Genomic DNA, 25,182 nt, shown 5'->3' with positions numbered 1-25,182 from the left:
GATGCCTGCACACTTCAGGATGAACTGGCAGCAACTGCTCAGTCCCAGTCGACTGGGCAGCCGCCGCTCTTCCCGTGAAGAGCCTGGACGCAGCCCTTTTCACAAAGACCATGACCGGATTATCTTTTCCGGCTCTTTTCGCCGCCTGGGGCGCAAAACCCAGGTTCACCCCCTGGTTAACAATGATCACATCCATACCCGCCTGACTCATTCTCTGGAAGTTGCCTGTGTTGGTCGCAGCCTGGGCATGCTGGCCGGTGAAAATCTGAAAGACCGGCTCCCCGGCTGGATTACAGCGGCGGATCTGGGCGTGATTGTTCAGGCTGCCTGTCTGGCCCATGATATCGGCAACCCGCCCTTTGGCCATGCCGGTGAATACGCCATTCGTGACTGGTTTCAGCAGGCTGAATCGCGTGGACTTTTGCAAGGCCTGAGTGGCAATGAACGCCAGGATTTGCTGACCTTTGAAGGCAATGCCCAGGGTTTTCGGGTCGTCACCCAGATTGAATACAACCAGTTCTCAGGTGGCATGCGCCTGACCCATGCCACTCTGGGAGCCATGCTCAAATACCCCTGGACAGTTGAACATGCTGGCCCTAAAGGTAAGTTTTCCGCCTTCCAAACCGAAAAACACCAACTCCAGCAAACAGCTGAACACCTGGGACTGATCCAGACCGCAGATTGGTGCTGGGCGCGCCACCCCCTGGTTTATCTGGTCGAAGCAGCCGATGACATCTGCTATGCCCTGCTGGATCTGGAGGATGGTCTGGAAATGGAAATTCTGGGTTATCAGGAAGTGGCTGAGATATTGGAAAGTATTGGTGGCGGACAGCCCCAGGATTTTTCCCAACTGGCGAATGCCTCGCGTCGGCGCCGCATTGCTGCTCTCAGGGGACAGGCTATGGAAAAGATGGTGGAGGCCGTGATTGCCGCTTTTGTTCAGCATCAGGACGAACTGCTGGAAGGTCGTTTTGCACAGGATTTGATTGATGTCTGTCCACCGGCCATCGCCCAGGGAATTGGACAGGCCAAAATCCTCGCCCGGGATCGCATCTTTCACAACCAACGCAAGGCCAAGCTGGAAATTGGAGCCTACACCACCCTCGGCACTCTCCTGGAAACCTTCTGCGAAGCCTGCAATGCCCGTCATCATCAGCCCGGCGCCTTGAGCTTCAAGCACCAGCGAGTTCTGGCCCTGATTGGCGAAAACATGCCGGAAGAGGACTGGCCTCTTTACCAGAGTTACCGCAGGGCGCTGGACTTCATTGGTGGCATGACCGACAACTATGCCGTGGATGTCGCCCAGGAAATGAGCGGCCAGATCAGCAATCTAAGAAACAGCTGAAACCCCGGCGACCTGACTCAAGTGCCGCAGAAGCACCTCACTGAAACTAATCTGCCCTACCAGCATGCCCTGGCTGCCAAACAGGCGATTGAACTCAAACAGATAGGGCCAACCATCCACCAGGGCCAGATCAAACCCGCCATGATCAATATCAAGTTGGGTGGCCAGCTTTCTGACCAGATCCAACGCCACTTCAGGTATCGCTTCCCGGCTCACCCGCCCTCCCTGGGAGATATTGTTCAAAAAGCCACCTTCAGGGGCAATGCGCCAATAGGCATCCAGGATTTCTCCAGCGACCCAGACCACACGCAGATCCCGGTCAATATCCAGCTTCTCCTGAATATACAGGGTGTCCTGATTGGCCGCCCAGTCAAAAAGCTCCATTTCTGTTTCGAGCAGGGCAACGCCTTCACCCCGAGAGCTTTTGATGGCTTTGGCGACCAGGGGAAAATCAAAGGTATCGAGAATCTCCTGCAAGGCCGAACGCGAGCTGCCGTGAATGGCTGTTTGCGGAAGATGTTCCGGGCAAATCGCCTTGAAAACCCTCGTCTGCTCCACCTTATTATGACCCAGATAATAGCTGGCCGGGCTGGGGAAGATTTTTTTCTTCAAGCCATACAGCAGGGTATTGATCTGCCAGTATTCGGGAAACAACAGCCAGTCGGCATCCCTGATTTCATCCAGGTGGTCATACATGCGGTCGGGTTTGATGTAGCGCACACCCGGCAGTCCCAAAGTACGCAGGGCGTCAAAGGAAATCAGTTTCAAAGTGATGAACCTCAGGGAAAGGAGAAAGCCCCGGCATCTTAATCGCAAATCTGGAGCCGAACCAGCAATAAAACCCACGAGTCACGCACGAATACCGGAAATTACTTACAAGACCTTGTCACTGCTGCATAATTTTCTGCATGCATTCAACACAAGAGGGTCTGAAATGAGCAGCAGTCTGAAAATGAACCGCAAAGAGATGATTGCTTTTCTGGAACAGGAGTTTCCGCAATACCTGGGTGAAGTCAGCCAGGTGGAAGAAGACTACAGCCTGCTGCGCCTGCCCGTGGACACCAGCCACCTGCGCCCCGGTGGAACTGTATCCGGTCCGACCATGATGGCTCTGGCTGATGTGGCTCTCTATGTTGCCCTGCTCTCAAAAATCGGCCCGGTTGCCCTGGCCGTGACCACCGACTTTACCTGCCACTTTCTCAACAAACCCAAATCGGACAAGGCCCTGATGGCCAAGGCCCGATTGCTGAAACAGGGTAAACGCCTGATCATCGGCGAGGTGGAGCTTTACAGTGAAGGGGATACAGAAACCCTGGTGGCTCACGTCGTGGCCAGTTATTCGGTTCCTCCGGCTAAATAGGTTTTTTGGCCCCCTTGTACTGCTGAATCATCAGTGCCAGGATAATCATTACCAACCCGATCAGGGTGGCCGGATAAATCGGTTCACCCACCAGAAAATACAGCAAAACCAGGGATACAAAAGGGGAAATAAAAATCAGGTTGGAGATTCTGGCTGTGCTTTCTGCATACTGCATGGCCAGCAACCACATCACAAAAGCAAACCCCATCTCAAACAGCCCCAGATAAATCGCGCCCAGCCAGCCTTGCCAAGCCACCAGCTGAAAGTCTGATCCGATCCAGGTTGCCAGGGCAATCAATGGCAAAGCCAGAATGAAATTCAGGGTCAGGGCCACCAGGGGGTCAGCCTGATTGCGGGTGTTGATGATCCAGTAGGCCGACCAGACCAGTGTCGAAGCCAGAGCCAACAAAACACCCCAGCCACTGACAAAACTCAGACCCAGCAAATCGCCACGGGTGGCAATCACCGCAGCACCCAGATAGCCCAGAATAATCGCCAGCCAATCCTGCTTGCGAATCACCTGGCCCAGAAAAGGTACGGACAAGAGGCTGAGAGTAATTGCCCAGGTATAATTCAAGGTCTGAGCCTGCTGTCCCGGCAAGAGATCATAGGCATAAAGCAGCAACAGATAGTAGAGCAGTGGGTTCATCAAGCCGGACAGCAGAAAAAATCCCGGCTTCTGCCTGAACCAATAACCCAGCAGAGGCAACTTTTGCTGACGCCAGAGGAGCAACAGCAAGAGGATCACTGAGCAGCCCGTTGCCACCAGCAGGAGTTGCAACACGGAAAAATACGCCAGGGTCAACTTGAAAGCCGTCGCAACCGTTGACCAGCAAGCCACCGCACCCAGTGCAAAGAAAACCGCTTTCTTCTGATCTTTAACCAAAGGCCACCTCACCCCAAATCGAAAACACAAGAGGATAACAGCCTTGGAAAAATCCGGTAGAATAGAGCCGAAAACTGGAGGATCGCATGCAAATCACACTGAACGGGGCAACCCATCAGCTTGAAGAAGGCCAGAGCGTGGCTGAACTCCTCGAACAACTGCAACTGGTCGGCAAGCGCCTGGCCGTTGAAGTCAATGAAGAAATCATTCCCAAAAGCCGCCATGCCACCCAGCCACTGCAAGCCGGTGATCGGGTGGAAATTGTTCACGCCATAGGCGGCGGTTAATTTCAGGAGCAGGCATGACCACAAAAGACACTTTCAAAATCGGCACGCGGGAATTTTCCTCACGCCTGCTGGTGGGAACCGGCAAGTACAAAGACCTGCAGGAAACCGGCGAAGCCATAGCCGCCAGCGGTGCAGAAATCGTCACGGTTGCCGTGCGCCGGACCAATATCGGCCAGAATCCGGATGAACCCAATCTGCTGGATGTCATTTCCCCGGATCGCTACACCCTGCTGCCCAATACCGCTGGCTGCTATAACGCCAAAGAGGCCGTGCGCACCTGCATGCTGGCCCGTGAGCTACTGGATGGCCATAACCTGGTCAAGCTGGAAGTGCTAGGCGACCAGAAGACGCTGTATCCAAACATGCGCGAAACCTTTGCCGCCACCGAAAAGCTGATTGCCGAAGGTTTTGAAGTCATGGTGTATTGCAATGACGACCCCATTGCGGCCAAAGAGCTGGAACAGATGGGCTGCATTGCCATTATGCCTCTGGGCTCTTTGATCGGTTCCGGTCTGGGTATTCTCAACCCCCATAACATCCGTCTGATCATGGAAGATGCCCAGGTGCCTGTTCTGGTGGATGCCGGTGTCGGCACCGCTTCTGATGCTGCCCTGGCCATGGAAATGGGCTGCGAAGGTGTGTTGATGAACACCGCCATTGCCCATGCGAAAAACCCCGTGTTGATGGCCAGTGCCATGAAAAAAGCCATAGAAGCCGGGCGTGAAGCCTTCCTGGCCGGTCGCATGCCGAAAAAAGCCTATGCCAGCGCCAGCTCACCTCTGGAAGGACTGATTCATTCATGAGCACCACCCAGCAGCAAGACAAGCAACACGACCGGGCCGATGATGCCATTCACGACAAGCGCATTCGCAGTTTTGTATTGCGCCAGGGCCGCATGACCGCAGCCCAGCAAAGGGGAGTGGATGATTTTCTGCCGCATTACGGCCTCAATCTGGAAGATGGACGCATCAATCCGGCAGAAGTTTTTGGCCGTCAGGCCCCTCTAGTTGTGGAAGTGGGTTTTGGCATGGGCAATTCCCTGCTGGAACAACTGCAGGCTCTGCCGGATCATGACTTCATCGGCATCGAAGTGCATCTGCCCGGTGTCGGCAAGCTTTTGTGTGAAGCCGGAGACCTGAATCTGGATAATCTCAGGGTTTACCGTGATGATGCCGTGGAAGTGCTCAACCGGTGTTTCCCGGATGAATCCATTGATCTCTTCCAGCTCTTCTTTCCCGACCCCTGGCCGAAGAAAAAACACCACAAACGCCGGATCGTACAGCCGCCTTTTGTGGAAATCGTGCGCAGGAAACTCAAAATCGGTGGGCGCTTTCACCAGGCCACCGACTGGGCAGCCTATGCCGAACACATGCGTGACGTCATGAACGCCGCACCCGGCTACAGCAACACCGCCAGTGAAGGCGACTTTGTACCCCGGCCGGAAACCCGCCCCCTGACCAAGTTTGAACAACGTGGCGAGAAACTCGGGCATGGTGTCTGGGACCTGATTTATCAGCGAGACAGCTGATCAAACGCGGCTGACTGCAACACTGGTGGTCGTGAGTTATAATTAAACAGGCAATACTGCAACAGCTTTAACGGTCAGGCATCTTCTGATCGTGGAGCAGTTTCATACAGTTCCGGGAGTAATGATGTGAAAGCATTAAGCACCGAGGCTAAAAAAGCCTATTTCGCTCAGACCCGTCGCTCCAACTTTGCGGCCAGTCTGCGCCTGGAGGGATACCAGACACAACCCGAAGATGCGAGTCAGACCCTGACCTCCCGGGAAGAAATTCTTCGACGTTACGGGAAGGTGAAGCCCTGAGTCTGGATAAATACGGCACGGGGCAAGACCCCTATTGTTACCCAAACACTCATACCCTGAAGAATCGTCTGGCACTGAGCGATGAACAGGAACTTGCTGATGTGGAACGTGAGCTGACTACCATTGCAGCCAGTGAAATCAGTTTCACTCTACCGCCTTACGACCTCCTCTACCTCCAGAACATTCATCGCCAGCTGTTCAGAGACATCTATAGCTGGGCGGGCAAGATTCGCACCATTGATCTAGCCAAGGGCGGTACACGCTTTTGTAACGTGCAACGTATTGAACCTGAAGCTAACAAGCTTTTTCTGAGCTTATCGAGTGCTCATTGGCTGGAAGATCTAAGTCGGGCAGACCTCGTGGATGCTGTTTCCGAATACTATGGTGACTTGAACGTAATTCACCCTTTTCGTGAAGGTAATGGCCGGGCCCAGCGACTGATGTTTGAGCATCTCATTATCAATACCGGCTACCAAATCAACTGGTGGAAAGTTGATCCCGCCGAATGGATTCAGGCAAACATCAATGCAGTAGCCTGCGATTACAGGGCGCTGAGCAAAGTGTTTGATCAATGCATTGGCGATGAAATTCCCGCTTTGTAGCCTCCAGAAAAATTCACCGGCAGAGCCTGCATTCAGGCACTTGCTAAGTTATAATCTTTCCCGCGCAGTCCTTGATGACTGCCACCCTTCCCTGTTTTGAGGGGCGCTGCAGCAGCTTCATGTCTGTCAGGCTCAAAGCAGGAAACAAGATTCAACGGCGCCCGTTCAACTTAACTGTTAAACGGAGTGTCTATGACCGCTTTTAATGATTTCAAGGTTGCTGATATCAACCTGGCCGACTGGGGCCGCAAGGAGCTGCATATCGCGGAAAGCGAAATGCCTGCGCTGATGACCATTCGCAAAAAGTACCATGCGGAACAGCCATTGAAAGGTGCCCGTATTGCCGGTTGTATTCACATGACCATCCAGACGGGCGTGCTGATTGAAACTCTGATTGATCTGGGTGCTGAAGTGCGCTGGTCTTCCTGCAATATTTTCTCCACCCAGGATCATGCTGCCGCCGCCATTGCTGCTGCCGGTATTCCGGTTTTTGCCTGGAAGGGTGAAACCGAGGAAGAATACCTCTGGTGCATCAAACAGACTATTGAAGGTAAAGATGGCTGGACACCCAATATGGTTCTGGATGACGGCGGTGACCTGACCGAAATTCTGCACAAGGAATACCCGGAGCTGCTGGATAACATCCACGGTATTTCCGAAGAAACCACCACGGGTGTTCACCGCTTGCTGGAAATGCTGGAAGCCGGCACCCTGAAAGTACCTGCCATTAACGTCAATGATGCCGTCACCAAATCCAAGAATGACAACAAGTACGGCTGCCGCCACAGCCTGAACGATGCCATCAAGCGCGCCACCGATCACCTGCTGTCTGGTAAACAGGCACTGGTCATTGGCTATGGTGATGTCGGCAAAGGTTCTGCTGCTTCCTTGCGTCAGGAAGGCATGATCGTCAAGGTCACTGAAGTCGATCCCATCTGTGCCATGCAAGCCTGCATGGATGGCTACGAAGTGGTTTCCCCCTACATCAATGGCAAAAATACCGGCAGAGATGACGGTGTCGATAAAACCCTTCTGGGTAAAATTGATCTGCTGGTGACCACCACAGGCAACGTCCACGTCTGTGACGCCCCGATGATGAAAGCTTTGAAAAAGGGAGCCGTGGTCTGCAACATCGGCCATTTCGACAATGAGATCGATACGGCCTACACCCGTGAAAACTGGGCCTGGCAGGAAATCAAACCCCAGGTTCACAAAATCTTCCGTGACGGCAAGCCGGGTCAGTTTGACGAAGCCAGCAATGACTATTTGATTCTTCTCTCTGAAGGTCGTCTGGTCAACCTAGGCAATGCCACCGGCCACCCCAGCCGCATCATGGATGGCTCCTTTGCCAACCAGGTACTGGCTCAGATCCACCTCTTCAAGGGTGACTTTGGCAACCTGCCTGCTGAGCAGAAAGCACAAAAGATCACCCTGGAAGTTCTGCCCAAAGAGCTGGATGAAGAAGTCGCCCGCTATATGGTGCAGGGCTTCGGTGGCGTGGTCACCCAACTGACCTCAGAACAGGCCAAATATCTGGGCGTACCCCAGCAAGGCCCCTTCAAGACGGATGCCTACCGCTACTAAGCTTTCAGGCTGATTCCAGCCCGCCAGCCTCCGGGAATGGCGGGCTTTTTCTTGCCTTGCAAATATCACTTCAACCCTTCATTGAGTGTGGTAGGATTGATTTTGTGCAGCGCAAATGGAGGATAGCCGTGAAAGACTTACCGAAAGATCTTTGGCACCATCTCGCCGAAGAAGATGTATTTGAAGCCTTGAAAAGTGATCATCATGAAGGCTTGTCAGAGCAGGAAGTAGAAGAAAGGATCAGGTTGTTTGGTGAAAACAGCATCACCGCACAAAAGCCCATATCCCCCATCAAACGTTTTTTGCTGCAGTTTCACAACCCCCTTATTTATATACTGCTGGTTGCCACCGCCGTTACCTTTTTCCTCCAGGAATATGTCGACTCCGGGGTGATCTTCGGCGTGGTGATGATTAATGCCATCATCGGTTATCTGCAGGAAGCCAAGGCCGAAGAGGCGATCAACTCCCTGAAAAAAATGATGTCGGCCAGTGCCACCGTCATCCGCGGCGGCAAAAAAATGACCGTGCCCGCCACACAACTGGTTCCCGGTGATATCGTCCAGCTGGCTTCCGGCGACAAGGTGCCTGCGGACATGCGCCTGTTCAAAAACCGTGACCTGCAAATCGATGAATCAGCCCTGACCGGTGAGTCCGTTGCTGTGCAAAAAGAAAGAGCCGAGCTCGACAAGGACACAGTACTCGCTGACCGGGTTAATATGACTTTTGCGGGAACCCTGGTGACCTATGGCTCCGGCATGGGGGTGGTCAGCGGCACTGGCGATGACACGGAAACCGGCAAAATCGCCCACATGATTTCCGAAGCGGTCAGCCTGGACACACCTCTGACCCAGAAAATTCATGCTTTCAGTAAAATCCTCCTTTATGTGATTCTGGTGCTGGCAGGTATCACCTTCTTCGTGGGTCTGATGCACGGTCAGAACTGGGTGGAAACCTTCATGGCGGCTGTGGCTCTGGCCGTTGCTGCCATACCCGAAGGCCTGCCTGCAGTGGTGACCATCACCCTGGCCATCGGTGTGCGCCGCATGGCGATTCGCAATGCCATAGTACGCAAGCTACCCGCTGTGGAAACCCTGGGTTCCACCACCATTATCTGCTCCGATAAAACCGGCACCCTGACTGAAAACCAGATGACGGTGCAAAAGCTTTTTGCAGGTGACCAAGAATACAGCCTGACCGGTAGCGGTTATGTTCCTGAAGGTGAAGTCAGGAATGCGGATGACCAGACGCTGGATCAGCTTCCTGAAGGGCTGAAAGCCTGCCTGCTCGCCGGTCTGATCAATAATGATTCTGAGTTGATTGACGAAGAGGGCTTCTGGAAGGTTCAGGGTGACCCCACCGAAGGTGCGCTGATTACTTCGGCCCTGAAAGCGGGGCTGGACAAGGAAGATCTGCTGAAAAAGCATGAACGCCTGGATGCCATTCCTTTTGAATCCGACCGCCAGTACATGGCCACTCTGCATCAATACGATGCCGAGCATAACGCCATTGTTCTCAAAGGCTCCCTGGAACGAACCCTGATTCGCTGCAAGGATGCCCAGGATGAGAATGGCAACCTGATTGACCTGGATCGCGACAAAATCACGGCCATGGCCGACAAATTTGCTGCCCAGGGGCTGCGCGTTCTGTGCCTGGCCATTCAAAAAGTACCCACGGATGAAACAACCTTTGATCGCTTCCTGAGCCAGGAGGACGCCGAGCAGCTCACCTTTGTCGGTTTGCAGGCCATGATCGACCCACCCCGCCAGGAAGCCATCCGCGCGGTGGAGGCCTGCCAGAAAGCTGGTATTGCCGTGAAGATGATCACCGGCGACCATGCTTTAACCGCCCGCGCCATTGCCCAGCAAATCGGTATCAGCAATCCTGACCCGGATGCCGATGAGCACCGGGTGCTCACCGGACGTGAACTGTCTGAGATGAGCGACCATGAGCTTCTCAGAGTGGTTGAGAAGGTTTCAGTGTTTGCCCGTGTCGCTCCCGAGCAAAAGCTCAAACTGGTCACCGCCCTGCAGGCCAAAAAGCATGTGGTGGCCATGACGGGTGATGGCGTCAATGATGCACCGGCCCTGAAAAAAGCCGATATCGGTGTCGCCATGGGTATTGCCGGCACCGAGGTCTCCAAGGAAGCCGCCGACATGGTGCTGACCGATGACAACTTCGCCACCATTGAAGGTGCGGTTGAAGAAGGCCGCAACGTCTTTGACAACCTGGTGAAATTCATCACCTGGATACTGCCCACCAATCTGGGTCAGGGCATGGTGATTATGGTTGCCATACTGATCGGGGCCACCCTGCCGGTTCTTCCCGTCCAGGCCCTCTGGTTGAACATGACCACGGCCGTGTTTCTGGGGCTGATGCTGGCCTTTGAACCCAAGGAGCCCGGCATCATGAAGCGCATGCCCCGTGAACCGGATTCCTCGATTCTCACCCTGGAAATGATTGGTCGTATCTTCTCGGTCAGTACCCTGCTGCTGATTGGTGCCTTTGGGCTTTTCCAGTGGGCCCTGATTCAGGGTGAAACCGAGGAAGTCGCACGCACCCTGGCGGTTACTCTCTTTGTGGTGGTGCAGAGTGTTTATCTCTTCAACTGCCGCTCGCTGACTGTAAGCCTGTTCCAGACGCCCATGTTTTCCAACCTCTGGATCTGGGCCGGTATCGGCGCCATGCTGCTTGCCCAGTTGGCTTTTATCTATACGCCACTAATGAACCTGCTCTTCCAGAGTGCTCCTCTGGAGCTTTATCACTGGGGCATGATGCTGGCTTATGGGCTGGTGGTCTTGCTGCTGGTGGAGGTGGAAAAGGGTATCTGGCGGGCGAAAAAGGCCAGAACCAGCAAACACTGAGCAGGTTCTGCAGCATTGAACAAAGCCGGGGGCCTTCAGCCTCCGGCTTTTTTGATGAGCGGCATCAGGAGGAGAAAAACGAACAAGGGGCCGTGATGCTCATCTCCACCCCGGATTCAGGGTGCGTAAAAGTAAGCTGCCGGGCATGCAGCATCAGGCGGTCACTGGCCTCCAGGGCCGGGCCGGTGGCATAAAAACGGTCACCCAGAATGGGACAACCCAGAGACTGCAGATGAACCCGCAACTGATGAGAGCGGCCCGTGACCGGGTAGAGTTCCAACAGACTGGTTTGCTGATCCTGCTCCAGCAGCCGGTAACGAGTCAGGGATGGCTTGCCCTCTTGATGGCAGACTTTCTGCAAGGGGCGGTTGGGCCAGTCACAAATCAGGGGCAGGTCAATTTCGCCTTCCGGCTCCGGTGGCTGCCCCCAGACCCGGGCCAGATACACTTTTCGGGTTTGACGTTCCTGAAACTGAGTCTTGAGAGCACTTTCCGTTTTCTTGCGCAGCGCCAGCAAAAGCACCCCTGAGGTGTCCATATCCAGCCGGTGCACCAACTCAGCGTAAGGGGAAAGACTTTTGATGCGACTGGCCACACTGTCGCTTAATCCAGGGTCTCGCCCTGGGTTGGAAAGCAGGCCAGCAGGCTTGTTGATCACGGCCAGCCATTCATCCTGGTAAAGAAGATCCAGCCAGGGTTGCGTGGGGGGATGATAATCTTCAGCAGCAAAAACGCTCTTCATGCAGGCTTGTCTTTTTGTATCAACACCCAGGGGGCAATCACCAGGGCCCAGACTTCCCGGTTGCTTGCATGCCAGTCACGAGCATCAGCATCCGCCACCGAACCCAGCTCACCGGCCTGCATCCACTGCTCCACCTGCGACTTATTGTCCTGTGTCAGCTGATAACCCACTTCCACCAGATCCAGGGTTTCAGCTGCCTGAACCACAACACCCCGGGCATGGAAACGCTCCAGTTCACGCCAGGCAATCGGTGCGGTTTCCAGGGCCAGCTTCTGGCGCAACATCTCTGGATCCTGGGCATCCGGGATTTCTTCACTCATTGATCTACCTCAATTGATTGGAAAATGATTTTTTACTGTTATTGGAGCCGATTTTGTGTGTAGTATTTAACCAGGCTGCTGGCAAGCGTGGCATTTTAATTCATTCGTGCCAGGGATGCTAAACAGCAGACCGTATCACTTAATAAGAAAAATCAAGATTCGGAGCTTTCCCAACATGAAAAATAAAGAACTCAATCCAGGACGCCGCAAATTTATCCAGAACGCAGCTCTGGGTGCCGGTGCTGCTGCCACGGCCAGTGTTGCTGCACCCGCTATTGCCCAAAACCGCAAAACCTGGCGTATGGTCACAACCTGGCCACGCAACTTTCCCGGCCTGGGTGTGGGTGCCCAGCGCCTGGCCGACCGGATTACCGCCATGTCCGGTGGTGAACTGACCATCAAGGTCTACTCCGCAGGTGAGCTGGTGCCGCCCCTGCAGTCTTTTGATGCGGTTATTGAAGGCTCGGCTGAAATGAGTCACGGTGCTGCCTATTACTGGCAAAACAAAAGCCCGGCAACCTCCTTCTTCACCGGGGTGCCTTATGGTATGACTTCCCGCGAGCTGTCCGCTTGGGTTCGTTACATGGGCGGTCAGGAAATCTGGGACAAGGTTTATGACCAGTTCGGCGTCAAAGGCTTTTTGTCCGGTGACACCGGCACTCAGGCCGGGGGCTGGTTCCGCTCGGAAATCAAGAGCCTGGATGATGTTCAGGGTATCAACTTCCGCACTCCCGGCCTGGGCGGGGAAGTCTGGAGCCGCATGGGCGCCAATGTGGTCAACATGGCAGCCGGGGAAATTTATCAGGCTTTGCAATCCGGCTCCCTGGATGCCGCTGAGTTTGTGGGGCCCTATAACGACCTGGCTCTGGGTTTCCACCAGATCTGCAAAGAATACTACCTGCCTAGCTTCAATGAGCCAGGCCTGGCGACCGAGCTGGTGGTCAACAAGTCCAAGTTCTCGGAGCTGCCCAAGCACCTTCAGGAAATTGTGGAAATTGCCTGTCAGGCGGAATACGACCAGGTGGCTTCCGACTTCTACGCCAATGACCCTGTCGCGCTGAAGAAACTGGTTGAAGAGCATGGTGTCAACCTGCGCACCTTCCCGGAAGACCTTCTGGAAGCCGGTGCCAATGCCGCCATGGACATCATCAATGAGCTGAGAGAGCACAAGGATCCGCTGACTCGTGAAACAGCCCAGAGTTATGTGAAAAACTTCAACCTGCTGCGTACACGTACCGAGCTGGTGGATCAGAAGTTCGGTCTGGCCCGTGAGAAGTACATCAAGTACAGCTAAGCCCTTCCTGCAACCTTAACGCCAAAGCCCCGCTCGATTGAGCGGGGCTTTTTTATTGCAGGGTTGTCTGCCTAGCTGCCGTAAAGCAATTCCGGTAACCAGGTGACGATACCGGGGAAAGCCACCAGCAAGCCTATGGCGACCAACTGCAGAACCACAAACGGCAGAACACCTTCATAGATCATGCGCGTCGAGACCGACCCAGGGGCCACCCCTCGCAAGTAGAAGAGCGAGAACCCGAAGGGCGGAGTCAGGAAACTGGTTTGCAGATTCACAGCCACCATCACCCCCAGCCAGACCGGATCAACGCCCATCATCAAGAGTACCGGTGCGGTAATCGGCAAAACAATAAAGATGATTTCAAAAGTGTCCAGAATGAAGCCCAGGAAGAACATCAAGAGCATCACGAAGACAATCGCACCCAGCTTGCCGCCCGGCAGACTGTTGAGAAAGTCATTCACCAGTTCTTCACCGCCCAGCATCCTGAACACCAGCGAGAACACCGAAGCGCCCAACAGAATGATGAAAATCATGGTGGTGGTATTGGCCGTTGCCAACATCACCTGACGCAGACTGGTCAGAGTCAGCTTCTTGCGCAAAGCTGCCAGGAGCATCGCCCCCACGGCACCCACTGAGGCTGATTCGGTCGGGGTGGCTACACCGGTCAGAATGGAACCCAAAACCGCAAGAATCAGCATTAAAGGGGGCACCAGGCTGGTCAGAATATCCCGGCCCAGGTTGCGCCTGTCTTCATCGGTAATCACCAATGCAGGACAGCTTTGCGGATCTCTGACGGCCTTGATGACCATCCACAGCATATACAGACCAACCAGCATCAGACCGGGCAGGAAGGCACCGGCAAAAAGATCACCCACGGAGACCGGGGTGGGTGCAAAGTTGCCCATGTCCATCTGTACACGCGCATTGATACCGGACAGCATGTCCCCCATGAAAATCAGAACGGTTGAAGGGGGGATAATCTGCCCCAGCGTGCCGGAAGCACAAATAACACCACTGGCCAGACGTGGATCGTAACCGGCGCGCATCATGGCTGGCAGCGACAGCAGGCCCATGGTCACCACGGTGGCCCCGACAATACCTGTGGAGGCAGCCAGAAGAGCACCCACCACGATCACCGAAAGCCCCAGACCACCACGCAGAGTGCCAAACAGACGCCCCATGGTGATCAGCAGCTTCTCGGCGATACCCGAGCGCTCCAGCATCATCCCCATAAAAATGAACAGGGGCACCGCCACCAAAACCTCATTGAGCATGACGCCAATATAGCGGGAAGCCAGGCCGCTCAGGTTGGAGGGGTCAAAAGCACCCAGCAGGTAACCCACACCGGCAAAAGCCAGAGAAACCCCTGCCAGGGAAAAAGCCACGGGATAGCCCAGCATCAAGACGCCAATAATGCCAAAAAACATCATGACCGAAAGAATTTCACCGACCACTTGATAATCCATAATCTACTGGTCCTCCTGGTAACGGTATTCTTCCGGCAGCAGATGCTCTTTATCCATCAGCACCAGAACGCCCCGCAGGAACATCGCCAGAGCCTGGATGGCCACTACAAAAGCAAACACCAGAACAAAGCTTTTAACAACGTAAAGCCCCGGCATCCCGCCAAAATTCGAGGAGCCTTCCATAAACTGCCAGGAGCGTTGTATATAGGGAAGACTCCAGTAAACCAGCACAAAAGCAAAGGGTGCAACAAAGAAGAGACTGCCAAACATGTCGACCCTGGCCTTGTGTCGGCGCGAGGCAGGGCGGTAAAAAATATCCACCCGGACATGGGAGTTGTTGAAAAGAGCAAAGCCTGCGATTCCCATAAACATCATGGCATTCAGCCAGACGTAAAGGTCCTGTAACCAGATAGCTCCTGAAGAAAACACGTAGCGCAGCACAACAACCGTAAAGCAAACCAGCACGATACCCAGGGAAAACCAGGAAAAAAAGTGCCCGATCAGGATGTTGAACCGGCTAATAATACGGACGATCAGCGCTATAGCCTGCACTTTGTAGCCCTCTTATAATTATCAGTAGGTAGTAGATTAGCTGACGCACTTTTCCTGTGCTTGAATTTCCTCATAAGTGGGCAAGAATACATGATATTCTTGAGCAAAACACTCAAGATGGCGCTTTGTCATCTCTGATTCGGTGCTCCGCTCATGTCTTCACAATCAAGCATTAAAAAGTCGGAATGGCTGGCTTATCTGCTTTTGGTACTGACCACCCTTTTCTGGGGGGGCAATTTTGTGGTTGGCCGGGCTGTTCACGCCGACATCCCGCCTATTGCCCTGGCTTGGTGGCGCTGGCTGGTTGCCCTGGTTATTATTCTGCCCTTTGTCATCCGGCCTTTGTGGCAAGCCAGGTCGGTATTGCTGGACAACTGGAAGCTGCTGGCCCTGATGTCCTTACTCGGGGTCACCGGTTTCAATACCCTGGTTTATCTGGGTCTGCAAAGCCTGCCTGCCAGTAATGCCATCCTTCTTCTCTCAGCCTGCCCGGTTTTTATTTTGGGGTTTTCCTGGGTGCTTTACAAAGAAAGAGTCAATCAATTGCAAATAGCGGGCATGCTGGTGTCTCTGGTGGGCATCTGGGTGTTGGTCAGCAAAGGTTCTCCCCTGGATTTACTGACCCAACTGGGTACAGGCAGCGGCAATCTTTGGATTCTCAGTGCCGTCATCAGTTGGGCACTTTATTCAGCCCTGCTGTGTCGTCGTCCTGCCGGTTTGCCCGGCATGGCTTTTTTTGGCCTGACCGTGGTACTGGGCTGGCTGTTTTTAACACCCTTTTATTTGCATGAACACTGGGTACTGGAGCGCACCCTGACGTTCAACAAAACCAGTCTTTTGAGTATTGGCTATGTCGCTCTTTTTGCGTCCATTGCCGCCTTTTTGTTCTGGAACAAGGGGGTGGAGATTCTGACACCGAACCGGGCAGGCTACTTTATTCATCTGATTCCGGTGTGGGGCATACTTCTCGCCAGCGTGTTTCTGGCCGAGCGCTTGGAGACTTTTCACTGGGCGGGGATTGCCTTTATCTTTACCGGCATCTGGCTGGCCACCCTCCTGGGCCGCAAACAAAGTGGATGAATTCTATTCATGTTGACTGGCAAAAACTTTCAGCCTGCAAGCATTTTATTCATAGAGCCAACAGAGTAAGCTGGTTGGCTTTCATTTATCGGTGGATCTTTACCCATGTCACATCTCAGCATTCCCATCAGCTTTGAATTTTTCCCGCCTAAAACCCAGGCAGGCCAGGACAAACTTCTGGGGGTGCGCGATCAGTTGGCCAAAGCCCAGCCTGATTTTTTCTCCGTCACCTATGGCGCGGGCGGCTCAACCCAGGATGGTACTCTGCAAACGGTCTTGGCTTTACGGGAAAGCGGTGTCGATGCAGCCCCTCACATGTCCTGTATCGGGGCCAGTCGCGAGGAGCTTAGAAGCCTTCTGAACACCTACAAAGAAAACAACATTAAGCGGTTGGTGGCCTTGCGTGGCGATCTGCCATCGGGTATGGGGATGGGGGGTGAGTTGCGCTTTGCCAATGAACTGGTCAGTTTTATCCGCGAGGAATTCGGGCAGGATTTCATCATCGAGGTGGCCGCCTACCCGGAAGCCCATCCTCAGGCCCCCAGCTTTGAAGCCGATCTGGAAAACTTTGTGCGCAAGTGCCAAGCCGGTGCCGACAGCGCCATTACCCAGTACTTTTTCAATGCCGATGCCTATTTTTACTTTATGGACAGGGTCAGAGCCTTGGGTGTGGATATTCCGGTCATTCCCGGAATCATGCCCATCACCAACTACACCAAACTGGCACGTTTCTCGGATGCCTGTGGCGCTGAAATTCCCCGCTACATCCGCAAACAGCTGGAAGCCTACGGCGATGACAGCGAGTCCATTCAACAGTTTGGTGAAGAAGTGATCAGCAGACTGTGCCAGCAGCTGCTGGATGGCGGTGCACCGGGCATTCATTTCTACACCCTCAACCAGGCTGCACCTTCGCTGAATATCCTCAACAACCTACGCTAAGACTTGTTGAAGAAAGCCTCCATCCTTGGGTCGCTGCTGACCAGTTCCTGACTGGGGCGACCCACAAAAAAGCCTTGGGCATAATCAATGCCCAGGTCACAGATGGCTTGCAGCACCTTTTCATCCTCAACAAACTCGGCAATGGTTTTCATGCCCAGGTTCTGGGCCAGGGTGACAATACTCTTCACAAAAGCCATGTATTTGTCATCCTGGAGCATGTTGCGGATGAACTCCCCCTCGATCTTGATGACATCAATCGGGAAGTGCTTGATGTAGTGGTAGGAAGAGAAACCCGAACCAAAATCATCAATCGCAAAATTGAAGCCTTCCATTTTCAGGTCGAGAACAAATTTTTCCAGTAATGCCATATTGCTGACGGTTTCCCTTTCCGTCAGCTCGAAAACCACCCTTTCCGTTTCCATATTATGAGCACGCGCCAGGGCATGCACTCGGGTGATGAATTCACCGATGATCAGGGATCGCGGTGACAGATTGATAAAGATTTGCCCCTGATACCCCTGCTCTTCAATCTGCTCAAAAGCCTTTTCAATCAGTTGATAATCCATCTTGTGGACCACACCGATTTTTTCGGCAACATCAATAAACTCATAGGCGGAAATAATCTGGTCATTTTCACGAATTCGCATCAGGAGTTCGTGAATGGCAATTTCACCGGTTTTGAGATCAATGATGGGCTGGAAATAGGGCACAATGCGCCTTTCTTCCAGCGCATTCAGTATCATTTCATTTTTCTCGCCGACTTCCCGAAAGACTTCGGCCACTTCATTTTCATCCGGTACAGCAATGGCATTTTTACCACTGCGTTTGGCCTTGTACATCATGTTGTCGGCCATGACAAAAAGATCAGCCGGGTTTTGGCTGTGGGTGGGATAGATGGCAATCCCGATTGAGCTGGTCGCCCGAACTTTATTGCCTTCCGGAGTAATCAGGGAGAGTTTTTCCAGATGCTGGGTAATCCGCTGAGCCACACTGTGAGCCTGCTCCTCACCGGCTTCCGGCAGCACCAGAACAAATTCATCACCGCCATAACGTGCCAGAATATCGCCGGGTCGGACCGCTTCTTCCAGAGTCTTGGCAAAAGCCTGTAAAAACTGGTCACCAAAGGCATGTCCATAGCGGTCATTGACGTTCTTGAAGTTGTCCAGATCCAGCATGACCAGACCAAAACTGTTCTTATGCCTCTGGGAACGGCCAATCTCATAACCTAAAAGCTCCCGGAACAGCCGCTGGTTGTAGAGACCGGTCAGGGGGTCGCGCGTGGCGTAGTATTCCAGATCCTTGGTGTACTTGTAGATGGCTTTCACCGAACCGACCAGGTTGAGCAGTGTGGTCAGGATACTGCCAATCACCATATGCCGGATGGGGTCCCGGGCAATTTCCGATTGCACACCGATGCCAACAACACCGCCGATCTTGGGCGTTTCCAGTAGCAGGGATTTGGTTTGCAGATCAATATCCTGCAAAGTCAATTCCGCCTGGGTGGCGTGCTCTTCAATACTGGGGTCGGCAATATGATGGATGATCCCCAGAATCGGTGCCTCCCTGTGGAAATGGGTGCTTTTTTCCAGTTGCTGGCGAACCACTTTTTCAAACTGGGCACGGGTTTCTTCGGTCACCTGATACCGCCAGAAAATCTCCAGCTCATAGCCTTCATCCTCAACCTGAAAAACCGTCACCAGGGAGTGGGCTTCGAGAATGGTATTGATATCGATCAGCAGGTCTTTGATGAATTCCCGCCAGTCGCGCACGATATCCGAGGTGATGATGAATTTTTCCAGCAGGCGGATTTCAAATTCAAGAATATCCTTGTCCACAGCCACATCCTTGAGCTGCTCAACCAGGTAATTGACACCGGTAAAGGCCTGATTGAGTTCGGTGAACTCAAATTGGCCCTGGCTGATGTCCAGCTGCTTGAAGTCCTTAACCGAGTTGACCTGCTCCAGGCGCTGCTTGAAGTTCTGGGTCGAACGGTTGATACGTCGGGCCACATAGCCGGTAATGGCCGCGGCCAGGATAAAAACCAAGAAGCCAAAGCCCAAAAAGAGGGCAATATAGTTGCGGCGCATTTCTGCCGTAATGGGGTTCAAATCCTGCTGAATATCAATCACACCCAGCACATCACCTGCTTCAGCGTTGACATGGCAGCTCAGACATTCATCCCTGGCCTGCATGGGAAAAACCCGGCGCACCAGGCCGGAATCATGAATAACCTGCTCACCGCTGCCGGCAAAAACCCGCTCTATGGCGCTGTCGGTTTGTGGTTGCCCAATGCTTCCAAAAAGTTCCTCCACTACACGGCCACGGTAGATTTCCACCTGATAGGGGCTATCCGAAAACGCATCCGCTGTTCCATCCAGAAAGGTATCCAGTTGCTGGCGTGTCCAGCCCTGGCGCATGACCTGGAACATGGAGTTAAAGGTTTGTTCAGCCAAAGCCTGGGAAGTCTGCTCAGCCTGGCGGGAAATAATATTCTCATACAAAAGGGAAGCCGCCAGGGTGACGCCCAGAAAAACCACCAGGGTCACAAGCATAATGGCAGAGAAAACAAAGCCCCTCAGGGTTTGTAAAAACGACTTCAGCTGATTCAACAAGGGTATGCATCCTGTTATTTTTTTGTAATGCCTTGATTGTGCTACAGAGCCAGGCAAGGTAACAAGAGACAGATCAAAAAACCGGTGATTCCCTGGTGTTAATTCAACTGCTGCAGATAGTTCTTGTCCGGTTTGGGGATAAAAGTAATCAATACCAGGGGGTCTTCCCCTGCCAGCAGGGGTTTGGCTTGAACCTTCATTGATTGGCTGGAACCGGAATCCAGCAGCAGCTCACATTGGACACTGGCTTGCAGTCCCAGGCGCAGGCGCTCATAAAACTCCTGCAACTCAGACGACCTGGCACTGCCCGCCAGGAGTTGATCCAGGCGGGTGTCCAACAGGGCCGAGGGGCTGTAACCCAGTAGCTGCTCCGCCACCTGGTTGCTGAACATCACCTGGTTGTTGGACTGGATAACCAGTACGGCATGGTTGATCTCATCCAACACCAGAGACAGCAACTGGTTACGCTGCAAAAGCTCCTGGTTGGCCTGGGTAAGTTCTTCCTGCTGCTGCTTGAGCAGACCAAACCATTGATTGTAATAAATACTCAGCAGATCCTGCTGGCTGATCAATCCAACCACCCGATTGCTGTCATCAACCACCACCAGGCGCTTGAAACGTTTCTCGCGGATTGAAGCCAGGGCGTGCTGGATGCTGATACTGGCTGGCAGGGTGAATACCGGACTCGACATGACTTGTTCCACTGGCCGGATCAGGTCATCGCCCGCTTCCAGAAGGTGGATCACATCCGTTTGCGTCACTATGCCCAAGGGGATGCATTCTTCACTGATCAGGGCGGTACTGACTTGCTGTTGCTGCATCAGGGAAAGAACCACTCTGGCCGGCATTTCCTTGTTCACCTGCAGAACCTGAACCCCGCGCAGCAGCTCACCCAGACTCTGGCTTTCTGCCAGCAGTTCAGGATCCAGACTTTGCACCAGATCCGTGTAGCTGACGATTCCCTGCAGCTTGCCTTCGTCATCCACCAGGCACAATTGCTCCACCTGATGAACACCGATCAGACGGATGGCTTCGTCCACATCCGAGTCCGGCAAAAGCTGGGGGGCCAACGGCAAGTGTACTTGCGCCAGGGGTACGGAAAAATCAATGCCCTGCAGATGAAAGCTGACCAGATCCCGGGCATGCAGAAGCTTGTAGCCTTTGCAGCTAACCACCACCAGCGCACGTATCCGGTGCTCTTTCATCAGCTTGAGTGCTGACTGCACACTGGCTGTGTCCGGCAGGCTAATCACCTCAGGGGTCGCCAATTGATCAAGTTTAGGAAACAGCATAATGTCCTTGGAAATCCTTATTTTCGGTAGCCCAGGGCTTCCAGTAAATGATTTCGCTCAAGCCTGCGTGAACCTTCAAGGTCGGCAAGCGTTAAAGCCACCTTGAGAACCCGGTGTGCAGCCCTGGCTGACAGATTCATTTTGTGCATGGCCTGACTGAGCAGCTGTTTAAGTTCCGGCTTCAGTGGCACCTGCTCTTCAAGCTCTGCCGCCGTTAATTGCGAATTCAGTTTAGCGGCTCTTTGCTTTTGTTGCTGCCTGGCTTTGATCACCCGCTCACGCACCGAAAGAGTGCTTTCACCCGAAGCCGGTTTCCAGAGATCCTCTGGAGGCAGGGCAGGCACCTCCAGATGCAAATCAATCCGATCCAGCAAGGGGCCGGACAGGCGCCCCTGGTAGCGACTGATTTGCCCCGGCGAACAGCTGCAGGCCTGATGAGGGTCACCCAGGTGCCCGCAGGGACAGGGATTCATGGCCGCCACCAGCAGAAAGTTGGCCGGATAGGTTGCCCTGTGCGCCGCCCTGGCCAAATGAATCTCCCCGGACTCCAAAGGCTCCCGCAAAACCTCCAGAACCCGGCGCGGAAACTCCGGCAGCTCATCCATGAAAAGCACACCCTGATGAGCCAGACTGATTTCTCCAGGCCGGGGGTTGCTGCCACCACCCACCAGGGCCACAGCAGAACTGGAGTGGTGCGGAGAACGAAAAGGTCTCTGTCGCCACTGGCTGACCTGAAACCCCTGACAAATCGACTGGATGGCAGCAACCTCCAGCGCCTCCTCTTCATCCAGCTCGGGCAGCAAGCCTGGCAGGCAACTGGCAAGCAGGGTTTTTCCGGAGCCGGGCGGGCCGGTCAATAAAAGATTATGCCCCCCCGCAGCAGCCACTTCCAGCGCTCGTTTGGCAGCCGCCTGACCCTTGACAGTGCTTAAATCTGGAAAAGAGGTCTGGCTTGTTGATTCGGGAAGCTCCGGCAAGGCCAGAGGCAGCTCCTGCTGCCCCAGTAAAAAAGCCGATATCTCCAGAAGATGCCGGGCGGCCTTGACTTGCAACTGGCTGACCAGAGCCGCTTCGGCAGCATTCTCAGCTGCCAAAAGCAGGCTGCCCTGTTTCCGGGCAACCGCCAAAGCCGTGGGCAGAACTCCCTTGACGGGGCGTAGCTCACCATTCAGCGCCAGCTCACCGATAAACTCATGGGCATCCAGACTGGACTGGGAAATCTGACCGGAGGCAGCCAAAATGCCCAGAGCAATCGGCAGATCAAAGCGTCCACCTTCTTTGGGCAGATCAGCCGGTGACAGGTTGACCGTGATACGGCGGCTGGGAAACTCAAAACCAGCAGTCAGCAGGGCACTGCGAACCCGGTCTCGACTTTCCTTCACGGCCGCTTCCGGCAAACCCACCAGATTAAAGGCGGGCAGGCCATTGGCCAGATGCACTTCAACTCTCACTTCCGGGGCTTCCAGACCCAGGATTGCTCGGGTTTTCACCAGTGCCAGGCTCATCACAACCTCCCTGTACGTTGGAAACGCTTGCTCAGCCGTTTTTTTGTTCGGCCTCCAGTTCATCCAGGCGTCGCGCCAGCTCATCAACCTTCTGACGTGTACGCTGGTGAATCTGCAAAAGCCGATCATAGTCTTCACGAGTCACCAGATCCAGTTTGGCTACGGCCTCCTGAACCAGGCTTTTTACCGCCGATGAGTTGGTGGCCGATTGCCTGACCGAGCTTAAGCGGCTACTGAGTTCCTGAGTCAAACGCTGTACTGCTTCTGAATTAACCATGTGATTTCTCCTCTGCCACTAGCTTAGCATATCGCCCCATTTTGGCAGCCGGGTTTTGTGCACCAGGCAAGAGCAGTGCCCTGCGCCATAATGGTGCCTTTATTGCCGAACTCTTGCCCGAGAAAGGCCCCTGCCAAGCCAGCACAAAAACCTATCTTGCTGTTTATATTGAAGAATATATTTTATGGCACAACCACTGCTTTATACCGGATGAAGCTTAATCGGTGCTGCACCTTGTAGCACCATCGAGAACCCGGCTGAGAGGATACAGGCATGAAACTGGTAACAGCCATTATCAAACCCTTCAAACTGGATGATGTTCGGGAAGCCCTATCAGAGATAGGCATACAGGGAATAACCGTGACTGAGGTCAAAGGCTTTGGTCGCCAAAAAGGTCACACCGAGCTCTACCGAGGTGCAGAGTACGTGGTTGACTTCCTGCCCAAGGTAAAGATCGAAGTCGCCATTGATGATGAACGCGTGGAAAGTGTTGTCGAGGCCATTATTGGCGCTGCCAACACGGGCAAGATCGGCGATGGCAAGATCTTCGTATCTCCTGTCGATGAAGCCATCCGAATCCGCACTGGCGAACGTGGCAACGACGCGGTGTAACCGGCTGACCAACTGAGGAAATTACGATGGAAGACATTCTTCATATTACTTACGCAATTGATACTTTTTACTTTCTGATCTGTGGTGTGCTGGTCATGTGGATGGCCGCTGGCTTTTCCATGCTGGAAGCTGGCTTGGTTCGTTCCAAAAATACCGCAGAAATCCTGACCAAAAACGTCGCTCTGTTTGCGATTGCCTGCACCATGTACCTGTTTGTAGGCTACTACATCATGTACTCCAGTCCTGCTGGTGGCATCTTCCCCAGCCTGGGCTTTCTGATTGGTGCAGAAAATGCCACGGATGCCGTTCTGGCCGGTGGTGATGATGCTCCTTATTACTCCATGCGCTCAGACTACTTCTTCCAGGTCGTCTTCGTGGCCACTGCCATGTCGATTGTCTCCGGTGCCGTTGCTGAACGTATGAAGCTCTGGGCTTTCCTGGCCTTTGCCGTGGTACTGACTGCAGTGATCTACCCTGTTTCCGGTTTCTGGACCTGGGGCGGCGGCTGGTTGGCTGAAGTCGGTTATTCCGATTATGCCGGTTCCGGTATCGTTCACCTGGCGGGTGCTGCTGCTGCCCTGGCTGGCGTTCTGGTTCTGGGTGCCCGTAAAGGCAAATATGGCCCCAACGGTGAAGTGCATGCCATTCCCGGTGCCAACATGCCGCTGGCCACTCTGGGTACCTTCATCCTGTGGATGGGCTGGTTTGGCTTCAACGGTGGTTCCGAATTGAAGATGTCGGATATTGATTCCGCCAACAATGTTGCCCAGGTCTTCGTCAACACCAATGCTGCTGCGGCTGGTGGTGTGATTGCTGCCCTGATTTTCTCCAAGCTTTGGTTCAAGAAGGCGGATCTGACCATGGCCCTGAACGGTGCTCTGGCCGGTCTGGTGGCCATCACTGCCGACCCCCTGTCACCCACAGGCCAGGGTGCTGCCCTGATCGGTGCCATCGGTGGTGTGATTGTTGTCCTCTCCATTGTCTTCCTGGACAAGCTGCGCCTGGATGACCCCGTCGGTGCCATCTCGGTTCACGGTGTTGTGGGTATCTGGGGTGTTCTGGCGGTTCCCCTGACCAATGGTGATGCCAGCTTTGCTGCACAAATCATCGGTGTTCTGGGTATCTTTGCCTGGGTCTTCATTGCCAGCCTGATTGTCTGGTTCATCATCAAGGCCATCATGGGTGTGCGTGTCAGTGAAGAAGAAGAGTATGCCGGTGTGGATCTGGCTGAATGTGGCCTGGAAGCCTACCCAGAATTCACCAAAGGCGCTAAATAAGCAGGATTTGATTGACTGTAACAGGTGAGCATGGAAGTTTGGGCACCCTTTGGGGTGCCCTTTTTTTCGTTAAACCTTTATCCTTAGGTAAATAACCGCCCAAGCGAGGAGAAAACAATGAAACTGGTTACTGCCATCATCAAGCCGTTCAAGCTGGACGACGTCCGTGAAGCCCTGTCCGAGATGGGTGTTCAAGGCATTACCGTCACCGAAGTCAAAGGCTTTGGCCGCCAGAAGGGCCACACCGAACTCTACCGGGGCGCAGAATATGTGGTTGATTTCCTGCCCAAGGTCAAACTGGAAATTGCTGTCGATGATGCCCAGTTGGAACAGGTCATCGATGCCATCGTCAAGGTGGCCAACACCGGCAAGATCGGGGACGGCAAGATTTTTGTCTCACCACTGGATGAAGTCATTCGTATCCGTACCGGTGAAACCGGCAAAGACGCTGTATAAGGAAGTTG

25 protein-coding genes and 1 riboswitch are annotated in these 25,182 nt (G+C 53.8%); of the genes, 15 read left to right on the top strand and 10 right to left on the bottom strand.

The window, feature by feature from the left end; translation table 11 throughout:
* Window position 1 precedes the first annotated feature (1 nt).
* Window positions 2-1,345 carry a deoxyguanosinetriphosphate triphosphohydrolase gene (locus LG323_RS10595; RefSeq protein WP_404415871.1) on the top strand — a complete coding sequence of 448 codons (1,344 nt, stop codon included), beginning with the start codon at window positions 2-4 and terminating at the stop codon, window positions 1,343-1,345.
* Here LG323_RS10595 and LG323_RS10590 read toward each other — a convergent pair.
* Window positions 1,331-2,113 carry a RimK family alpha-L-glutamate ligase gene (locus tag LG323_RS10590; protein WP_404415868.1) on the bottom strand — a complete coding sequence of 261 codons (783 nt, stop codon included), beginning with the start codon at window positions 2,111-2,113 and terminating at the stop codon, window positions 1,331-1,333. The two genes, LG323_RS10595 and LG323_RS10590, sit on opposite strands and share 15 nt — an antisense overlap.
* 166 nt (window positions 2,114-2,279) lie before the next feature.
* Between LG323_RS10590 and LG323_RS10585 the strand changes: the two genes are divergently transcribed.
* On the top strand, window positions 2,280-2,705 hold the full coding sequence (locus LG323_RS10585; RefSeq protein ID WP_310696608.1) for a PaaI family thioesterase: 426 nt from the start codon (window positions 2,280-2,282) through the stop codon (window positions 2,703-2,705).
* Here the strand turns inward: LG323_RS10585 and LG323_RS10580 are convergent.
* Window positions 2,698-3,591 (bottom strand): DMT family transporter, encoded by an 894-nt coding sequence (locus LG323_RS10580; RefSeq protein WP_404415864.1) that lies wholly within the window; start codon window positions 3,589-3,591, stop codon window positions 2,698-2,700. The two genes, LG323_RS10585 and LG323_RS10580, sit on opposite strands and share 8 nt — an antisense overlap.
* Window positions 3,592-3,677: 86 nt before the next feature.
* Between LG323_RS10580 and thiS the strand changes: the two genes are divergently transcribed.
* The 7 genes from thiS to LG323_RS10545 all read left to right on the top strand — a co-directional run bounded on the left by thiS (window position 3,678) and on the right by LG323_RS10545 (window position 10,750).
* Entirely contained in the window at window positions 3,678-3,878 is a 201-nt protein-coding gene (gene thiS / locus LG323_RS10575) for a sulfur carrier protein ThiS (protein WP_310696610.1), read from the top strand.
* A gap of 14 nt (window positions 3,879-3,892) precedes the next feature.
* Window positions 3,893-4,681 (top strand): thiazole synthase, encoded by a 789-nt coding sequence (locus tag LG323_RS10570; protein ID WP_404415861.1) that lies wholly within the window; start codon window positions 3,893-3,895, stop codon window positions 4,679-4,681.
* On the top strand, window positions 4,678-5,406 hold the full coding sequence (gene trmB, locus LG323_RS10565; protein ID WP_404415859.1) for a tRNA (guanosine(46)-N7)-methyltransferase TrmB: 729 nt from the start codon (window positions 4,678-4,680) through the stop codon (window positions 5,404-5,406). Before LG323_RS10570 ends, trmB begins: the two co-directional genes overlap by 4 nt.
* 126 nt (window positions 5,407-5,532) lie before the next feature.
* On the top strand, window positions 5,533-5,703 hold the full coding sequence (locus LG323_RS10560) for a YhfG family protein (protein ID WP_404415856.1): 171 nt from the start codon (window positions 5,533-5,535) through the stop codon (window positions 5,701-5,703).
* Window positions 5,700-6,305, top strand: a complete 606-nt coding sequence (locus LG323_RS10555) for a putative adenosine monophosphate-protein transferase Fic (protein ID WP_404420132.1) — start codon at window positions 5,700-5,702, stop codon at window positions 6,303-6,305. The genes LG323_RS10560 and LG323_RS10555 overlap by 4 nt, the downstream gene beginning before the upstream one ends.
* A 92-nt stretch (window positions 6,306-6,397) precedes the next feature.
* Window positions 6,398-6,475: riboswitch (S-adenosyl-L-homocysteine riboswitch) on the top strand.
* A 22-nt stretch (window positions 6,476-6,497) separates the two neighbouring features.
* A complete protein-coding gene (gene ahcY / locus LG323_RS10550; protein ID WP_404415853.1) occupies window positions 6,498-7,889 on the top strand; it encodes an adenosylhomocysteinase in 1,392 nt (463 codons plus the stop codon).
* 128 nt (window positions 7,890-8,017) lie between these two features.
* Window positions 8,018-10,750 (top strand): cation-transporting P-type ATPase, encoded by a 2,733-nt coding sequence (locus LG323_RS10545; RefSeq protein ID WP_404415850.1) that lies wholly within the window; start codon window positions 8,018-8,020, stop codon window positions 10,748-10,750.
* 64 nt (window positions 10,751-10,814) lie between these two features.
* Here LG323_RS10545 and LG323_RS10540 read toward each other — a convergent pair whose 3' ends face one another.
* Window positions 10,815-11,492: an RluA family pseudouridine synthase gene (locus tag LG323_RS10540; RefSeq protein WP_310696615.1), complete on the bottom strand. Its 678-nt coding sequence runs from the start codon at window positions 11,490-11,492 to the stop codon at window positions 10,815-10,817.
* Window positions 11,489-11,812 (bottom strand): DUF2288 domain-containing protein, encoded by a 324-nt coding sequence (locus LG323_RS10535; RefSeq protein WP_404415846.1) that lies wholly within the window; start codon window positions 11,810-11,812, stop codon window positions 11,489-11,491. Before LG323_RS10535 ends, LG323_RS10540 begins: the two co-directional genes overlap by 4 nt.
* Window positions 11,813-11,987: 175 nt before the next feature.
* On the opposite strand from LG323_RS10535, the gene LG323_RS10530 reads away from it, so the two are divergent.
* Window positions 11,988-13,106, top strand: coding sequence for a TRAP transporter substrate-binding protein (locus tag LG323_RS10530; RefSeq protein WP_404415843.1), 1,119 nt, complete (start codon window positions 11,988-11,990; stop codon window positions 13,104-13,106).
* A gap of 71 nt (window positions 13,107-13,177) precedes the next feature.
* Here LG323_RS10530 and LG323_RS10525 read toward each other — a convergent pair whose 3' ends face one another.
* Window positions 13,178-14,572, bottom strand: coding sequence for a TRAP transporter large permease subunit (locus LG323_RS10525; RefSeq protein ID WP_404415840.1), 1,395 nt, complete (start codon window positions 14,570-14,572; stop codon window positions 13,178-13,180).
* A 3-nt stretch (window positions 14,573-14,575) separates the two neighbouring features.
* On the bottom strand, window positions 14,576-15,124 hold the full coding sequence (locus tag LG323_RS10520) for a TRAP transporter small permease subunit (protein WP_404415837.1): 549 nt from the start codon (window positions 15,122-15,124) through the stop codon (window positions 14,576-14,578).
* 153 nt (window positions 15,125-15,277) lie between these two features.
* On the opposite strand from LG323_RS10520, the gene LG323_RS10515 reads away from it, so the two are divergent.
* Both LG323_RS10515 and metF read left to right on the top strand, forming a co-directional pair.
* Window positions 15,278-16,204, top strand: coding sequence for a DMT family transporter (locus LG323_RS10515; protein WP_404415834.1), 927 nt, complete (start codon window positions 15,278-15,280; stop codon window positions 16,202-16,204).
* Between the two features lie 105 nt (window positions 16,205-16,309).
* On the top strand, window positions 16,310-17,143 hold the full coding sequence (gene metF, locus LG323_RS10510; RefSeq protein ID WP_404415831.1) for a methylenetetrahydrofolate reductase [NAD(P)H]: 834 nt from the start codon (window positions 16,310-16,312) through the stop codon (window positions 17,141-17,143).
* Here metF and LG323_RS10505 read toward each other — a convergent pair.
* The 4 genes from LG323_RS10505 to LG323_RS10490 all read right to left on the bottom strand — a co-directional run bounded on the left by LG323_RS10505 (window position 17,140) and on the right by LG323_RS10490 (window position 22,829).
* On the bottom strand, window positions 17,140-19,755 hold the full coding sequence (locus LG323_RS10505; RefSeq protein WP_404415828.1) for a putative bifunctional diguanylate cyclase/phosphodiesterase: 2,616 nt from the start codon (window positions 19,753-19,755) through the stop codon (window positions 17,140-17,142). The two genes, metF and LG323_RS10505, sit on opposite strands and share 4 nt — an antisense overlap.
* 98 nt (window positions 19,756-19,853) lie before the next feature.
* On the bottom strand, window positions 19,854-21,047 hold the full coding sequence (locus LG323_RS10500; protein WP_310696623.1) for a CBS domain-containing protein: 1,194 nt from the start codon (window positions 21,045-21,047) through the stop codon (window positions 19,854-19,856).
* A 17-nt stretch (window positions 21,048-21,064) separates the two neighbouring features.
* Window positions 21,065-22,552: a YifB family Mg chelatase-like AAA ATPase gene (locus LG323_RS10495; RefSeq protein ID WP_404415824.1), complete on the bottom strand. Its 1,488-nt coding sequence runs from the start codon at window positions 22,550-22,552 to the stop codon at window positions 21,065-21,067.
* Between the two features lie 31 nt (window positions 22,553-22,583).
* Window positions 22,584-22,829, bottom strand: a complete 246-nt coding sequence (locus LG323_RS10490) for an accessory factor UbiK family protein (RefSeq protein ID WP_310696625.1) — start codon at window positions 22,827-22,829, stop codon at window positions 22,584-22,586.
* Window positions 22,830-23,102: 273 nt separating this feature from the next.
* Here LG323_RS10490 and glnK (LG323_RS10485) point away from each other — a divergent pair, with 273 nt between their 5' ends.
* The 3 genes from glnK (LG323_RS10485) to glnK (LG323_RS10475) all read left to right on the top strand — a co-directional run bounded on the left by glnK (LG323_RS10485) (window position 23,103) and on the right by glnK (LG323_RS10475) (window position 25,174).
* On the top strand, window positions 23,103-23,441 hold the full coding sequence (gene glnK, locus LG323_RS10485) for a P-II family nitrogen regulator (RefSeq protein ID WP_310696626.1): 339 nt from the start codon (window positions 23,103-23,105) through the stop codon (window positions 23,439-23,441).
* A 26-nt stretch (window positions 23,442-23,467) separates the two neighbouring features.
* Entirely contained in the window at window positions 23,468-24,718 is a 1,251-nt protein-coding gene (locus tag LG323_RS10480; protein WP_404415820.1) for an ammonium transporter, read from the top strand.
* A gap of 117 nt (window positions 24,719-24,835) precedes the next feature.
* A complete protein-coding gene (gene glnK / locus LG323_RS10475; RefSeq protein ID WP_310696628.1) occupies window positions 24,836-25,174 on the top strand; it encodes a P-II family nitrogen regulator in 339 nt (112 codons plus the stop codon).
* Window positions 25,175-25,182 lie beyond the last annotated feature (8 nt).

Source organism: Marinospirillum sp., from assembly GCF_044810985.1.
Taxonomy (GTDB): Bacteria; Pseudomonadota; Gammaproteobacteria; order Pseudomonadales; family Halomonadaceae; genus Marinospirillum.
Note: the sequence above shows the minus strand (reverse complement) of the source record. Positions and strands in the feature narration are given on the sequence as shown.

What these genes read in the sequence shown, in the direction of transcription:
- LG323_RS10595 (WP_404415871.1), top strand. Translation starts at nt 2, where the DNA reads ATGCCTGCACACTTCAGGATGAACTGGCAGCAACTGCTCAGTCCCAGT.
- LG323_RS10585 (WP_310696608.1), top strand. Translation starts at nt 2,280, where the DNA reads ATGAGCAGCAGTCTGAAAATGAACCGCAAAGAGATGATTGCTTTTCTG.
- thiS (WP_310696610.1), top strand. Translation starts at nt 3,678, where the DNA reads ATGCAAATCACACTGAACGGGGCAACCCATCAGCTTGAAGAAGGCCAG.
- LG323_RS10570 (WP_404415861.1), top strand. Translation starts at nt 3,893, where the DNA reads ATGACCACAAAAGACACTTTCAAAATCGGCACGCGGGAATTTTCCTCA.
- trmB (WP_404415859.1), top strand. Translation starts at nt 4,678, where the DNA reads ATGAGCACCACCCAGCAGCAAGACAAGCAACACGACCGGGCCGATGAT.
- ahcY (WP_404415853.1), top strand. Translation starts at nt 6,498, where the DNA reads ATGACCGCTTTTAATGATTTCAAGGTTGCTGATATCAACCTGGCCGAC.
- LG323_RS10540 (WP_310696615.1), bottom strand. Translation starts at nt 11,492, where the DNA reads ATGAAGAGCGTTTTTGCTGCTGAAGATTATCATCCCCCCACGCAACCC.
- LG323_RS10535 (WP_404415846.1), bottom strand. Translation starts at nt 11,812, where the DNA reads ATGAGTGAAGAAATCCCGGATGCCCAGGATCCAGAGATGTTGCGCCAG.
- LG323_RS10530 (WP_404415843.1), top strand. Translation starts at nt 11,988, where the DNA reads ATGAAAAATAAAGAACTCAATCCAGGACGCCGCAAATTTATCCAGAAC.
- LG323_RS10525 (WP_404415840.1), bottom strand. Translation starts at nt 14,572, where the DNA reads ATGGATTATCAAGTGGTCGGTGAAATTCTTTCGGTCATGATGTTTTTT.
- LG323_RS10515 (WP_404415834.1), top strand. Translation starts at nt 15,278, where the DNA reads ATGTCTTCACAATCAAGCATTAAAAAGTCGGAATGGCTGGCTTATCTG.
- metF (WP_404415831.1), top strand. Translation starts at nt 16,310, where the DNA reads ATGTCACATCTCAGCATTCCCATCAGCTTTGAATTTTTCCCGCCTAAA.
- LG323_RS10500 (WP_310696623.1), bottom strand. Translation starts at nt 21,047, where the DNA reads ATGCTGTTTCCTAAACTTGATCAATTGGCGACCCCTGAGGTGATTAGC.
- LG323_RS10495 (WP_404415824.1), bottom strand. Translation starts at nt 22,552, where the DNA reads ATGAGCCTGGCACTGGTGAAAACCCGAGCAATCCTGGGTCTGGAAGCC.
- LG323_RS10490 (WP_310696625.1), bottom strand. Translation starts at nt 22,829, where the DNA reads ATGGTTAATTCAGAAGCAGTACAGCGTTTGACTCAGGAACTCAGTAGC.
- glnK (WP_310696626.1), top strand. Translation starts at nt 23,103, where the DNA reads ATGAAACTGGTAACAGCCATTATCAAACCCTTCAAACTGGATGATGTT.
- LG323_RS10480 (WP_404415820.1), top strand. Translation starts at nt 23,468, where the DNA reads ATGGAAGACATTCTTCATATTACTTACGCAATTGATACTTTTTACTTT.
- glnK (WP_310696628.1), top strand. Translation starts at nt 24,836, where the DNA reads ATGAAACTGGTTACTGCCATCATCAAGCCGTTCAAGCTGGACGACGTC.